The following is a 13,413-nucleotide window of genomic DNA, read 5'->3' on the forward strand; positions in this document are numbered from 1 at the left end:
CTGTGGGAGGGTTGAACGGTTAGTGCCCCGCGCCGGGTGTAAAATACTTCACAATTACTACAGTATGTTAGGAGACGATGCGTGCGTCAGCTCGACAGCACCTCGACGCGTGTGCCCACAAACACCGCACCTAGCCGCGGCACCGAGCCGGTAAGCGGTTATGCCATCGGAGACTTGGTGCGCCTCACCTGTGAATCACCCGCACACGGCGGCGCCTTTGTGGCCCGCAGCGAAAAAGGCGTAGTGTTCGTGCGGCACGCCCTCACGGGAGAGACCGTGCAGGCCCGCATCACCGACATCGGCCCTAAAAACCGCTACTATTTCGCGGACGCCGTGGCAATAGACACCCCATCACCAGCGCGACGAGAACACCCCTGGGTGCAGGGCAACTCCCTGCTCACCGATGAAGAACGGGCCGCCGCAACCGGTGTGAAAGAGCTGCTGGGCGGCATGGAATACGGCCATATTGACCCCGCCACACAGCGCGCATACAAAACAGATACGCTACGCACCCAGCTGATCCGCCTGGGCGGCATATCGCCCGACTCGCCTCTCATTACCAGTCTGACCGTCGAACCAATGCCTACCAAAGACCTCACCGAAGGGGACCTGTCGTGGCGCTCGCGGGTGCGGTACACCGTGGTGAAAACCCCCTCCGGCTGGCGTATCGGCATGTACCCGCACCAGAGTTCACGGGCCGTACCCGTGATCGACTTCCCGTTAGCGGCGCGCGAGCTGCGGCAGCTGAACCTGCACGAACTAGATTTACACGGTATCCGGCAGGTGGATGCGGCGCTTTCTTCGCGGGGCCGTATCCTCATTCAGCTCACCGTAGACCCGCGTTTTACGGCCAGCGAGGTGTCCCAGCCCATTTACCGGCAGGCTGAGAAGCTGTGGGGGGACTTGGCAAAACGCAAAATTTCGTTATTTTTCACCCCCGAAAACCGGTCAAACGCTAAACCGGAGTACGGGGTGCGCCCCAGCCTGCGCAGCCCCTACCGCAGGGTACGCCAGGGGGATGTGCTTCTGGGCGGCGGCCTGAAATCCGTGACCGAGGACGTTACTTTCGGTGCCCGTAGGTTCAGCTACCAGGTCTCTGCTGGCGGGTTCTGGCAGGTGCACCGCTGCGCCCCGTCAGCCCTGGTGGGAACCATGCTGACTATGCTGCGGCCGGCTGAAGGCGAATGCACCCTTGATTTGTACGCTGGCGCGGGCCTGTTTACTGCCGCTCTTGCCGATGCGGTGGGTGAGCGCGGCACCGTGGTCAGTGTTGAGGGCTCACCGGTGACGCACCGGGATGCGCGCGCCAATTTCGCCCCCGACGGCGCGGCCCGCAGCGAATCGGCCAAAGACACCCGTATCGAGGTGATCCACGGGGATGTGGCGCGCACCCTCCTGGATCTGAAAACGGCCCTTGAACTGGACGAGCTGCCCCATATTGACGCCGTGGTACTTGACCCTTCCCGTGAAGGTGCGGGCAAGAAAACTTTGGAGCGGCTGAATAAGCTGTCGCCGGGGCGTATCCTCTACGTGGCGTGCGACCCTGCGGCGCTGGGGCGGGACACCGCGATCCTGCGTGAACTCGGCTGGGATTTGGTGCAGGTACGCGGCTACGACATGTACCCCAACACCCACCACGTGGAGGCGGCAGCCCTGTTCTATCGGGCCCCGGCACGTATTAAACCGCGCCGCATCCGCTAATGCGGGATTCGGTAACCGGTGGGGTGCACCGGGCGCGTAGAGTCGAGGTTTGAGGTCCGCACCGGGTAGAATCGAAGAGACCGGTACCCGAGTTTTTCGCCTAAGGAAGCCGGAAACGTACCGGATGGAGAGAACTGCAACAGTCGCAGTAGTCAAAAGGAGTGTGTATGCCCGAAAAGACTGTACCGGGTGAGAACGCCAAGCCCGAGATGCTACACGGCATTCACGACCCCAAAGATCTGCGACCCCTCACCTATGAGCAGCTACGTGAGCTGGCGGGGGAGATCCGGGAATTCCTGGTGAACCATGTGGCGGTCACCGGCGGCCACTTGGGGCCGAACCTGGGCGTGGTTGAGCTGACCTTAGGCATTCACCGCGTGTTTGATTCGCCGCACGATAATATCCTGTTCGACACCGGGCACCAGTCGTATGTGCATAAGCTGGTGACCGGGCGGCATAACTTTGAGAGCCTGCGGCAGAAAGGCGGGCTTTCAGGGTACCCCGACCGCAGCGAGTCGGTGCATGACATTATCGAGTCGTCGCACGCCTCTTCATCCATCTCGTGGGCTGACGGTATTTCGCGTGCGCATAAGCTGAACGGGCAGAATGACCGGTACACGGTGGTGCTTATTGGTGACGGCGCACTCACCGGCGGCATGGCCTGGGAGGCTGTGAATAATATCGCCGCCGACCGCACCCGCAAAGTTGTGATTGTGGTGAACGATAATGGCCGCTCCTACGCCCCAACTATTGGCGGGTTCGCCAACCAGCTTTCAGCACTGAAATATAACGTGCAGCAGCAGGTGGATAAGATGCGCCTGGACCGCCGGTACGACAGGGCGCTGAACGCTATGCGTGAGAAGCTGCAGCGCGGCGGCTCATTCGGGCAGATGATTTACCGGGGCCTGCACGGCATGAAGGCCGGTATTAAAGATGTGGTGGTCCCCGGCGGCATCTTCGAAGATCTGGGCATGAAATATGTGGGCCCTATCGACGGGCACGACCAGGAAGCGGTTGAGACCGCCCTGAGCGCTGCCAAGAACTACGGTGGGCCCGTGATCGTGCACGCCATCACCGAGAAAGGGCACGGCTACGCCCCGGCGCGCGCAAACGAAGACGACCAGTTCCATGCCGTGGGCCCCATTGACCCGCTCACCGGCAAAGAAGTCTCAAAGAGCACCAAAGAGTCGTGGACTAGTGTCTTCGGGCGCGAAATTAAACAGATCGCCGATGAGCGTGAAGACATTGTGGGTATTACCGGGGCGATGCTCATCCCCGTGGGGTTGCGTGAGTTCGCCCAGGCGCACCCCGAGCGCGTGGTCGATGTGGGTATTGCCGAGCAGCACGCGGTGGCCATGAGCGCCGGGCTCGCCTACGGGGGGATGCACCCGGTGGTGGCGCTTTACGCGACGTTCCTGAACCGTGGCTTCGACCAGCTGCTCATGGACGTTGCCCTGCACAAGGCCGGGGTGACTCTGGTGCTTGACCGCTCGGGTATTACCGGCCCGGACGGGGCAAGCCACCACGGCATGTGGGACCTGGCGCTCCTGCAGTTCATCCCCGGGCTGTACATGGCGGCACCGCGTGACGCCGCGACCCTGCGCGAGGCCCTGCGTGAGGCGGTCGCTATTGACGACGCCCCCACCGTAATCCGCTACCCCAAAGGCTCCGTGGGGGAGGACATCCCCGCCCTGGAACGCCGCGAAGACGGCGTGGACGTGCTGGTGCGCACCGGTACGGCACACCCACAGACCGGTCAGCGTGACGTGCTGTTCGTGGCAGTGGGCGCCATGGTGCGCGTGGCCCTTGAAGTATCCCAGATTCTTGAGACGCACCGGGTGCATTCTACCGTGGTGGATCCGCGCTGGGTGATGCCCGTACCGGCCTCCGTGGTGGAGCTGACCCGAGACCACCGCATCGTGGTCACCATTGAGGACGGGGTACGTTCCGGCGGGGTAGGTGCCCGCATCCGCCAAGAAATGCGCGCCGCTGGGGTGGATACGGCCCTGAGCGAGCTGGGGCTGCCGGCAGAGTTCATCCCGCACGCCTCCCGCGAAGAAATCCTTGAGGAGACCGGCCTGAGCGCCGAAACCATCGCAGCCGATGTGCTCGCCCAACTGGCTGGTGATAAGGTGCCGTTCGCTCGTGAAGAAGGCCAGAAGCCGCGGCACACCCACTAACGGCAGAAGCAGTTGAAACAGGGTGTAAGCACGCTGCGTCTTTCAGGGCTGTGCTTGGTTGCTGCGGAGTCATCCAGAGCATAGTTACAGCGGAATGACGGCGCAGCATAGGTCTTGAAACTGTACCCAGCTGGGCTCATCCCACCCAGATACGCCCGTTTTTTACCTCTACCTTGTATGATTCCAGCGGTTTTTCGGCGGGGCCGCCTTGGGCTGCCCCGTCGGAGAGGGAAAACTGTGAATTGTGGCAGGGGCACACGATTTTCGCCCCGCCCTGCACGTTCACCTGGCAGCCTTGGTGTGTGCACGTTGAGCTGAATGCTTTAAATGTGCCTTCTTGCGGCTGGGACACAATAGCTGTGACTTTACCGGCGGTTAGTTTCGCTGCTTTACCGGCGGGCACATCGGCGGCGGCCCCCATATCTGTGGGCTCGCTCGGGCCTTGTCCGCCCGCACTGCTATTGTTGTTTCCTGAGCCCCGGGAGGAGCCTCCTTCGCCGCATGCGCTTAGTGCCACTGCACCGGTGCCTCCGGCTACCCCCGCAATAAGTGCGTTCCGGCGGGAGATGGTGCCTTCGTTCAGGGCGGTTCCGGCGGTCTGCTGGGTGGTGCGCGAGCAGCCGCACGATTCTGTGGTGTCGCTCATGGTCACGTTATTTCCTTCGAGTGTGTATGCGCGGGCGCGGGTCAATAGGTTAATCGCCCTTAGCACCACCATATCCCCAAAACGGGTGCGCCCCATAATTTGGGTTCCACAGCGGTTACTTCTCCAGGTGTGCCACGAAAATCTGGTGCATTTGGGGTGCTAAGAGCTGCACCTGCCATTGGCGTGCGCCGCACTCGTAGAGCGCAGCAGCCAGCGCATCCTGAGAGTACGGCTCAGGGGGTTCCCAACATAGGCGCCGCGCGTACTCTGTGTTAATAATGTTCTGCGCCGGGATATCCAGCCGCTCCGACAGTGCGTTAATGACCTCACGCACCTCAGTGAATATTGCTAAAGATTCGGGGCGTTTCGTCTCCCACGCTTTTAATGGGGGAGGGGCGCTTGAGGGGGTGGAGTAGGGCACCGGGTCGTGATCGCGGGCAGCATCGGTGATGGCACGCACCCACCGCGGGGCTTCTCGTTTCAGCAGGCGCGTCTGAAACCCCGGGATTTCCAGGATGCCCGGCACCGTGTGCGGCATGGTTTTTGCTGCCGCCACTAGCGCCGCATCACTCAGCAGCCGTTTGGAATCAATGTCTTTTTTCTGCGCCAGCTTATCCCGCTCGAACCACAGGTTCCGCAGCGCCGTGAGCTGCCGCACCGAACGCAGCTCGTTGCGGCCCTTCGTCTTGCGCCACCTCTCGGCACGGTACTGCTGCTCATCAAACGCGGGCATGAGGCACAGGTGCGCAAACTCTTCCCGGGCAATACCGAGCTTACCCTGCGAATCTAAGAGTTCCTCCACGGCGTCCCGCAGATCAATGAGCACATCCACATCCAGGCTGGCGTAGTTCAGCCAGTTTTTCGGTAGGGGCCGGGTAGACCAGTCTTCCTTTGAATGTTTTTTCGCCAGCCGGTACCCCAGCAGCTCCTCGACTACGGCACCTAGGTTCACGCGCTCCATACCCGCAAGGCGCGCACCCAGCTCAGTATCGAACAGGTGTTTAGGGCGCATCCCCAGCATATCTAGGCTGGGGAAATCCTGGATCGCGGCGTGAATCACCCATTCCGCATCGGTGAGCGCATCGTTAATGATGCGTAAATCCTTGAATGCCTCCGGGTCAATGAGGTAGATCTTATTGTCGCGTTTGAGCTGCACCAAAAATGCGCGTCTGCCATAGCGGATGCCTTGTGCACGTTCCGTATCAACTGCGACTGGCCCCGATGCGCCCGCCAACTCATCAGCTGCTCGGTGTAATGCCCTTTCGGTGTCAATAATGGGCGGAATAGGCACGGAAGGAGAGTCAAGGGGAACCACCTCAGGCACCACGAACCCCCGTAGCTCCCCGAGCGTATCGTCTGAGACGGGGGAGTGAGACGGCTCTGTAGAACTGGGGCTCATGTGATGCGGCATCCTTTGCTGGGGTGTGCGGTATGCCCACAAGGGGTGGCGGCCGCACCGAAACGGGCGTTCACTTTATTCTACCCACCGGGTGCTGCCCCTGACGGCAGCGGTGAGTGTGTTGTACTGCATAACCTATGGGGTGGTGCCGGCGGCGGGTTCAAGGCTCAGGCACACCGAGTTAATGCAGTACCGCAGGTCGGTGGGGGTGCCGTACCCTTCACCTTCAAACACGTGGCCCAGATGTGAATCGCAGGCGGCACAACGCACCTCTACCCGGCGCATCCCGAACGTAGTATCTTCCAGATACCGCACACGTTCTTCTGCAAGCGGGGCGAAGAAAGAGGGCCAGCCGCAGTGCGACTCAAACTTCTCAGCAGAGCGGAAAAGCTCGGTGCCGCAGGCTCGGCACGAATAGACACCCTCGGTTTTCGTGTCCCAGTATTCGCCGGTGAAGGCTCGTTCGGTGCCGCCTTCACGCAGCACCGCATACTCCTCGGGGGTGAGGATTTCACGCCAGTTTTTCTCAATCTTCCCGGTGCCCGGTAGTGAGTTTCCCACTGCTGCTCCTTCAAATCTTCTCGTATGAGCTGTCGTCGTTATAACAGTTCCAGCTCAGGTTTTGTTCCCGGGCGGTACAGGTTCGTGACCCATTCGGTGACGGGCAGGGCCAGACCGTTCACCTGTGCCTCATAGCTGCTGCGCTGGTGCATCCCTAAACGTTGGGCCACTGCCGCTGATGCCCGGTTGCGGGTGTGAATAACGGCATATACTTGCTGATGCCCAGCATCGGCAAGCTCGCCCATCACCTGTTGGGCGGCGCGGGTGGCGATGCCCTCACCCCAGAAGGCGCACCCAAGCCGCCAGGCCAGCTCAATCTGCCCGGTCGGGCCCCAATCGTTCACCCACCGGTGCGCCCCGGTGAAACCAGCCACCTCACCATCAGCCAGCACCGTGTAGAGGCAGAACCCTTCCCGCTCATAGTCGGCGCGAGCCCGTACCACCATATCCTCATAGTGGGCGAGTGAATCTGCGGGCCGCCCCATATACTCCATGACGCGCGTATCCCTGAACAGCGCATACCATTCGGTGGCGTCCTCCGCCGTGGGGACCCGCAGCTCAAGACACGGCGGCTCAGGCGCGAAGAGGCGCATAGTTGCCGCCGGTGAGTTTGAGCAGGTCGGCGGGGGAGAGCTCAATATCAAGCCCGCGTTTACCGCCAGAGACCATAATGGTCCGATACTGTTCGGCGCTGGCATCCAGGAGTGTGGGGGAAGGAGTTTTCTGCCCTAACGGCGAAATACCGCCCACCACATACCCGGTGCGGCGCTCGGCAATCTTCGGGTCGCACATGGAGGCGCTCTTCCAGCCAAGGGCGTGCGCCGCCGCTTTCAGATTCAGCTGCCCGCTCACCGGAACCACTGCTACCGCGAAATCTTTGTCGTGCACAATCAGAAGCGTTTTAAACACCTGCTCGGGGTCAGCACCAAGTTTCTGGGCGGCCTCCAACCCAAAGGAAGTTTCTCCCTCCGCATGCTCGTACTCGCGGATCTCAAAAGGAGTTTCAGTTTCCTTCAAGAGCGCGACCGCAGCGGTGGATGCGCCTTTCTTGCCGCCTTTATTCTTCTTAGCCATAGGGACTATTCTACGAAAACGAGAGGGCCGACCTCTAAGGCACGTATTACCTCCACCTGTATAGGGCTGGGGTGTCTGCACGCGTTCTCCTACACAACATTTTCCAGCATGGCGGGTTTCTGACTAGGGGAATGAGCCGATTCATCTTCAATCGATATACCAAAGTCGGTGACCCTACTCAGGTCATGCTCTGTCATGGTTGTGACCCCGGCACCACGGCCAGCGGAATTGAGGGTTCCCGACCCCACAATAGTGCCTTGAGCATCGTAGAGCCAGAGTTTATAGACCTTCCCTTCAGGCAGTGCAGGCAGATTTGTTGTTGAAACACCCGCCATATTGTGGGATGGGGAGTACATGACCGATACCGGCATGCCGTTGACTTTCCCCTGAGCCATTGAAAGGTCAGGCGCCGTACTGATTTGCTCGACGATCGACTGGTCACCGGGGTGCGCAGCTGCCGAAGAAGACGCCCTCGCGGCTTGAAGCTCCTGAGAGGTACGCTCCAATTGCTGATGCTGTGCGAAGCCCCACGCACCCAGGCTAGCGGCAATAATAATACTCGCCGCAGCTGTCAGGCGAGACGGTGAGAGTGCCCCTTGAGCCCCGAACCACCGCCGTTTAGCCCGCGCATAGGCGGAATCCTCTGAGCCTGCGGTAGTTTCAGTGTCGTCCGCAGGATCTGAGGCAGAGGAACTTTGGTTTTCGGCAGAATCGTTCGTATGCTCGGTAAGCTCATCATCTGTGCCTAGCTCGTGGGCTGGCTGGATTTGCTCGGTATGCGCAACCTGCGCCATCACACGGGCTTTAAGCTCAACGGACGGCTCAAGCGGGGTGAGCGAAGTGCCGAAAACCTCGGAGAGAGCCGCAGCATCAGCCTCAGCGTCTTCGCGTTCCTGTTTGGAAGCCCACGATTCAAATGCTGCGTGTTGCGTTGGCGAAAGCGTGTGGAGAGCATAGTCGAGTTTATCGGGAAAATCTTCGGGATAGTCTTTAGCGTTCACGGGTGCCCTCCAATCGTTCACGTAGTTTCTGCATGCCGGCGCGCATACGGGTTTTGACAGTTCCTAGAGGAATACCCGTTTCATCGGAGATCTCACGCTGCGATTTACCGCCGAAATATGCCATGGTGAGCAGCTGAGCTTGTTCACGTGGAATACCCGATAGGGCATGATGAACCTCCTCGGTATCCATAAAAGCAGCTAGTGCGTCATCAACGTGATGATACGATTCCCGATACTCCTCAAGGCCGCGTGTGAAATCACGTTCTGCGGAGGCCGCAACGGAGCGTACCCGGTCAACCGCACGGCGGTGAGCAATAGTTGCAGCCCACGACAATACAGCACCGCGTTCTGCACGGTATAAAGGCGCTTTTTGCCATATTTCGAGAAAAACTTCTTGGGTGACTTCTTCCGCATGTGTTCGGTTATGAAGAATGCGGTTAATAAGCGCGTACAGACGCGGCACAAGTGCATCGTATAGAGCTTCAAAACAATGCTCGTTCCCTGCGGCAGCGCACTCCATCAATGCAGCTAAGCGCTGATATTCCTGAGGGATTTGGGCGGTTTTCTGAGCTTCTTGATACGCCGAAGTCACCCGACGATCCAAAAAAGTCATAACCATATCATATCACCCTCAATAGTGACATTTGATTATTCTATCTATAGAAAATAAAGCTTAGGTATGTTTTACACCCCAGAAAATATTCCAGGGTGTAAAGCAGCATACCGGCAAAATACTATTTCGACATGGCCGAGGCCGAAGGAGACATCATGGCGTCTTTGCTCTCCATCTTGCCTCCTTTATCGCCATCCATCTTATGATCATCATGTTTCTTCTCGTCATGATCTCCCTGCATTTTATCGCCGCCCATCTTGCCGTGGTCGCCATCCATCTTGTCCCCAGACATGGCGGACTGGCTCGGCATAGCTGAGGGAGACATCATAGCGTCTGAACTCATCATGGCAGAAGAAGAGGGAGCGGACGACGCAGAAGAACTCGACGATGCGCTCGGCGATGAGTTCTGATTGGAGGCGTTAGAAGAACATGCAGAAACACCAGCAACTAGAGCCACAGAAGCAGCAGCGAAAGACACAGTGCGAAGAATAACGGACATACATAACTCCAAATCTTATACCGGCACGGGCAGCCCACAGGCGCACCCATGCCATTGCGAAATATTCAGAATCCTGAACCGGACTCACAAAGTATTCGGAGCATGCAGCCCGTTCGGATTGCAAAACCTCAAAAATTTTTTAAACGATGCGTTTGCGGCCATTCGTGAACAACCTCAGAGAAATTTCATGGGCTGTAGTATTGCGCAGTAAGAGAGCACATGAAAACGCCGCCAAGTGTGCAGGGGCCGCCATAAAAATAATTCCAACCAAACCGAAACCGCAGTCTGTTCCGAATATAACCATGACAACACGCGGGGCAGCATCGCCCCGTATGAGCAATCCAAGAGGAAAATAACTATGCTGTTATCACTCATCATCCTTGGCATACTCGGTGGTCTTATTACCGGAATCTCACCCTGCATCCTGCCTATCCTGCCCGTCATTCTTGTCACCGGCGGTGCCGATTCGGCGCGCACCGCATCCGTTGACAATGGGCAAACAGACACGGTAAAAGACTCCGCGAACAATGTGCAAGCCCTGTTCTCACGCAGAAGCGCGGCCCTGACAAACACAACTTCAGCACCCACACAGCGCACCGCATCACGCTGGCGCCCCTACCAGGTTGTGGGCGGGCTTGTTCTGAGCTTCAGCCTCTTTACCCTGCTCGGTTCGGTTATTCTTGCTGCCCTGCACCTGCCGCAGGACACGCTGAGGATTCTAGGAATAACCTTCCTCATTATTGTTGGGTTGAGTATGTTTATACCCCCGCTGGAGCGCCTGCTCGAAAAACCCTTCGCGAAATTCTCACAACTCGGAGCGAAACGCAGCACCACACGCGGCGGTTTCCTCATGGGGCTTGCTCTCGGCCTCGTCTATGTGCCCTGCGCGGGCCCGGTTCTTGCAGCTATTACCCTTGCCGGCGCAACCGGAAATATTGGCGTCGAAACCGTAGCACTCACCCTATCTTTTGCTCTTGGAACAGCCATCCCGCTGCTGATCTTTGCTCTTGCGGGGCGGAGTATCGCCGAACGGGTTAAGACGTTCCGCACCCACCAGCGCGGAGTACGCACCGCCTCGGGCATACTTTTAATCGCCCTGTCGATCGGGCTGATATTTAACGTTCCCGCTCAGCTGCAGCGCGCAATCCCGAACTATACGGAAGGGATCGAGCAGGCCATTAGTCAAGGTACGCAGAACAATATTATTTCCTCCTCCGCCGGTGGGGCGATCAGCACATGCCGACCCGACGAAGAAAAATTGCAGGACTGTGGCTCTGCCCCGGAAATAGCGGGCGGCACGGGTAACTTTAACACCAAGAACCAGCCAACTCTCGCCAATCTGCGCGGAAAAGTCACACTCGTTGATTTCTGGGCCTACTCGTGCATTAACTGCCAGAGGACAGCACCGCACCTGAACGAACTCTACGCCAAATACCGCGATTATGGCCTGGAAATAGTGGGAGTACACACACCGGAATATGCGTTCGAGCACGAAGGTAAGAACGTCCAGGCGGGCATTGAGAACCTAGGTATTAAATACCCGGTAGTTCAAGACAACGACTATGCCATTTGGCGTGCTTACAGCAACCGCTACTGGCCCGCGCACTACCTCATCGATAGCGAAGGCAAACTTCGTGCTGTTCACTATGGTGAAGGCGGGCACAAAGTGACTGAGGCGCAGGTGCGCGAACTTCTCAAAGCCGCAAACCCACAAGCGCAGCTTCCAGACCCCATTCACAAGGACGATGCACAAGAACAAACACAGAACACGCACGATGCCCGAACCCCAGAAACATACCTGGGGGCTAAACGTGCAATGTACTTCGCAGGACATGGAAACTACTCCAGCGGAACCCAAACCTTCAAACCGACAGACCGTCTAGACATTGATCACTTCGACCTCAACGGTACGTGGGCCATAACCCCCGAACGTATTGAGCCTCAAGGAAACGACGGCACTTTGCGGATTAACTATCGTGCCCACGGAGTACAGGTTGTTGCCGGTGGCAGCGGCACCATTGAAGTGCGGCGCAACGGCACAACGGAAAAGATCCACGTTGACGGCGCTCCCAACGCCCACCACATTGTGCGCGGCGATGAGCAAAGCAGCGGGATTATTGAACTCAAAGTCTCGCCCGGAGTGCAACTGTACTCGCTCACCTTCTCATAAATCTACACCCCGAAACCTTAGGCAGGCTCACCCCTAAAACTAAACCCGGGACTGTGTTTTCAAGGTTTTAGATCGCACATGACTAAAACCACGTACAACGCATAGTCCCGGGTTTTACCGCGGTTTTCCCGCCGCTGCACCCAGAGGGGAAAGAGCTCTGAGCACCAGGCGGCAGTAGGCCCCGCGCATCCGTACTAAACTTAAGACAAGTAACATAGATGTCACTCAGAAAGTTATATCGTGCCCGTCACCTACGAACACCTTACCGACCGTACCCCCCACGTCTCTGCCGACGAGCTACTCGCGGGTTTCCGCCCCTCCGAACGGTTCGGTGAAGTGTCATTCGACAGCTACATTCCTGACCCCAACCAGCCCTCCCAAGCCGAAGCAGTACAAAAACTCAAAACCTTCGGCGACAAAATCAATAAAGGGGGAGGAACCGGCGGGTTCTTCGGCAAACTCTTCGGAGGTAAGAAAAAAGATACCACCAAAGCCGGACTCTATCTCGACGGCGGGTTCGGTGTTGGTAAAACCCACCTTCTAGCTTCCCTGTGGCACTACGTTGACGGCCCCAAAGCCTTCGGCACCTTCGTCGAATACACCAACCTGGTTGGTGCCCTCACCTTCCGCAAAACCGTGGAGGCACTCAGCAGCTACAAGCTGGTGTGCATTGACGAATTTGAGCTTGACGACCCCGGTGACACCGTGCTCATGTCCCGCCTGATGCGCGAACTCGCCGATGCGGGCGTTAAACTCGTCGCAACCTCCAACACCCTCCCCGGTGCCCTCGGTGAAGGGCGCTTCGCCGCCGAAGACTTCAAACGCGAAATCCAGGTGCTCTCACAGCAGTTTGAGGTACACCGTGTGGACGGTGAAGACTTCCGCCACCGTGGTCTCCCCGCCGCCCCCGAGCCCGTCATCGATGCGGAACTTGACGCGAAAACGGAGGAAGTCTTCGGCAGCAAACCCGTTGCCGTTGATAACTTCACCGACCTCGTAGCGCACCTGGCGAAAGTGCACCCCTCCCGCTACCGCCAGCTCATTGATGGTTTAGAGGGCATAGCCTGGCGCAACGTGCAGCCCATTACTGAACAAGCGGTGGCCTTACGTTTCGTGGTGCTCGCCGACCGCCTCTACGACAAAGACCTGCCGATCGTCTCATCCGGTGTGCCCTTCGACCAGGTGTTCACCCCCGAAATGCTCGCTGGCGGGTACCAGAAGAAATACTTCCGCGCCGTCTCCCGTCTGACGGCGCTCGCCCGTGAAGGTCTGCTTGGCGAAACCGAACAATAAGCCCGTGCCCGCCCTCCCTGATACGCCCCTCAGCGTCCGCCCGCAATAGGGCGGGTACCTGAGGGGTATTTTCGGGTGTTTCCAGCACATAAACCGGTGAAATGTGAGCGGGTACACTCCCAAAATTCTTGATGTATTCGGTGTTACATCCGCCCGAAAAACTAGTTCTAGCCCGCAAAATCAAGGAACGCGCGGATAACAGCCAATGATTTGGCAAGAACCCAAAAACCGCGTATAGTTTTTATCTGTCAGAACGACCGGGGGTCAAACCTCGTG

General features: G+C 58.3%; 12 protein-coding genes. 4 read left to right on the forward strand and 8 right to left on the reverse strand.

Annotation, left to right across the window (positions count from 1 at the left end; genetic code table 11):
* Nucleotides 1-81 precede the first annotated feature (81 nt).
* Nucleotides 82-1,701, forward strand: coding sequence for a class I SAM-dependent RNA methyltransferase (locus D8M41_RS02475; protein WP_006887569.1), 1,620 nt, complete (start codon nucleotides 82-84; stop codon nucleotides 1,699-1,701).
* Nucleotides 1,702-1,868: 167 nt separating this feature from the next.
* A complete protein-coding gene (gene dxs / locus D8M41_RS02480; protein ID WP_006887567.1) occupies nucleotides 1,869-3,881 on the forward strand; it encodes a 1-deoxy-D-xylulose-5-phosphate synthase in 2,013 nt (670 codons plus the stop codon).
* A 136-nt stretch (nucleotides 3,882-4,017) separates the two neighbouring features.
* Here dxs and D8M41_RS02485 read toward each other — a convergent pair whose 3' ends face one another.
* The 8 genes from D8M41_RS02485 to D8M41_RS02520 all read right to left on the reverse strand — a co-directional run bounded on the left by D8M41_RS02485 (nucleotide 4,018) and on the right by D8M41_RS02520 (nucleotide 9,674).
* Entirely contained in the window at nucleotides 4,018-4,623 is a 606-nt protein-coding gene (locus tag D8M41_RS02485; RefSeq protein ID WP_006887542.1) for a Rieske (2Fe-2S) protein, read from the reverse strand.
* A 19-nt stretch (nucleotides 4,624-4,642) separates the two neighbouring features.
* Nucleotides 4,643-5,926, reverse strand: coding sequence for an HRDC domain-containing protein (locus D8M41_RS02490; protein ID WP_051121996.1), 1,284 nt, complete (start codon nucleotides 5,924-5,926; stop codon nucleotides 4,643-4,645).
* Between the two features lie 135 nt (nucleotides 5,927-6,061).
* Nucleotides 6,062-6,487: a peptide-methionine (R)-S-oxide reductase MsrB gene (gene msrB, locus D8M41_RS02495; RefSeq protein ID WP_006887551.1), complete on the reverse strand. Its 426-nt coding sequence runs from the start codon at nucleotides 6,485-6,487 to the stop codon at nucleotides 6,062-6,064.
* Nucleotides 6,488-6,525: 38 nt separating this feature from the next.
* Entirely contained in the window at nucleotides 6,526-7,080 is a 555-nt protein-coding gene (locus D8M41_RS02500; RefSeq protein ID WP_006887543.1) for a GNAT family N-acetyltransferase, read from the reverse strand.
* A complete protein-coding gene (gene ybaK / locus D8M41_RS02505; RefSeq protein ID WP_006887562.1) occupies nucleotides 7,061-7,561 on the reverse strand; it encodes a Cys-tRNA(Pro) deacylase in 501 nt (166 codons plus the stop codon). The genes D8M41_RS02500 and ybaK overlap by 20 nt, the downstream gene beginning before the upstream one ends.
* An 89-nt stretch (nucleotides 7,562-7,650) precedes the next feature.
* A complete protein-coding gene (locus D8M41_RS02510; protein ID WP_100209252.1) occupies nucleotides 7,651-8,583 on the reverse strand; it encodes an anti-sigma factor in 933 nt (310 codons plus the stop codon).
* Nucleotides 8,552-9,181 carry a sigma-70 family RNA polymerase sigma factor gene (locus tag D8M41_RS02515; RefSeq protein WP_006887548.1) on the reverse strand — a complete coding sequence of 210 codons (630 nt, stop codon included), beginning with the start codon at nucleotides 9,179-9,181 and terminating at the stop codon, nucleotides 8,552-8,554. The genes D8M41_RS02510 and D8M41_RS02515 overlap by 32 nt, the downstream gene beginning before the upstream one ends.
* Nucleotides 9,182-9,296: 115 nt before the next feature.
* The gene (locus D8M41_RS02520) at nucleotides 9,297-9,674 is read right to left on the reverse strand and encodes a lipase chaperone (RefSeq protein ID WP_039954932.1); all 378 of its coding nucleotides are present in this window, start codon (nucleotides 9,672-9,674) and stop codon (nucleotides 9,297-9,299) included.
* Nucleotides 9,675-10,032: 358 nt separating this feature from the next.
* On the opposite strand from D8M41_RS02520, the gene D8M41_RS02525 reads away from it, so the two are divergent.
* The gene (locus D8M41_RS02525) at nucleotides 10,033-11,844 is read left to right on the forward strand and encodes a cytochrome c biogenesis protein DipZ (RefSeq protein WP_006887544.1); all 1,812 of its coding nucleotides are present in this window, start codon (nucleotides 10,033-10,035) and stop codon (nucleotides 11,842-11,844) included.
* Nucleotides 11,845-12,084: 240 nt separating this feature from the next.
* A complete protein-coding gene (zapE, locus tag D8M41_RS02530; RefSeq protein ID WP_006887554.1) occupies nucleotides 12,085-13,137 on the forward strand; it encodes a cell division protein ZapE in 1,053 nt (350 codons plus the stop codon).
* Nucleotides 13,138-13,413 lie beyond the last annotated feature (276 nt).

It is taken from the genome of Rothia sp. HSID18069, assembly GCF_003989155.1.
Classification (GTDB): Bacteria; Actinomycetota; Actinomycetes; order Actinomycetales; family Micrococcaceae; genus Rothia; species Rothia aeria.

Bases quoted from the DNA above. Each gene is read 5' to 3' on its own strand.
- D8M41_RS02485 (WP_006887542.1), bottom strand. From the start codon at position 4,623: ATGGGGCGCACCCGTTTTGGGGATATGGTGGTGCTAAGGGCGATTAAC.
- D8M41_RS02500 (WP_006887543.1), bottom strand. From the start codon at position 7,080: ATGCGCCTCTTCGCGCCTGAGCCGCCGTGTCTTGAGCTGCGGGTCCCC.
- ybaK (WP_006887562.1), bottom strand. From the start codon at position 7,561: ATGGCTAAGAAGAATAAAGGCGGCAAGAAAGGCGCATCCACCGCTGCG.
- dxs (WP_006887567.1), top strand. From the start codon at position 1,869: ATGCCCGAAAAGACTGTACCGGGTGAGAACGCCAAGCCCGAGATGCTA.
- D8M41_RS02520 (WP_039954932.1), bottom strand. From the start codon at position 9,674: ATGTCCGTTATTCTTCGCACTGTGTCTTTCGCTGCTGCTTCTGTGGCT.
- D8M41_RS02515 (WP_006887548.1), bottom strand. From the start codon at position 9,181: ATGGTTATGACTTTTTTGGATCGTCGGGTGACTTCGGCGTATCAAGAA.
- D8M41_RS02490 (WP_051121996.1), bottom strand. From the start codon at position 5,926: ATGAGCCCCAGTTCTACAGAGCCGTCTCACTCCCCCGTCTCAGACGAT.
- D8M41_RS02525 (WP_006887544.1), top strand. From the start codon at position 10,033: ATGCTGTTATCACTCATCATCCTTGGCATACTCGGTGGTCTTATTACC.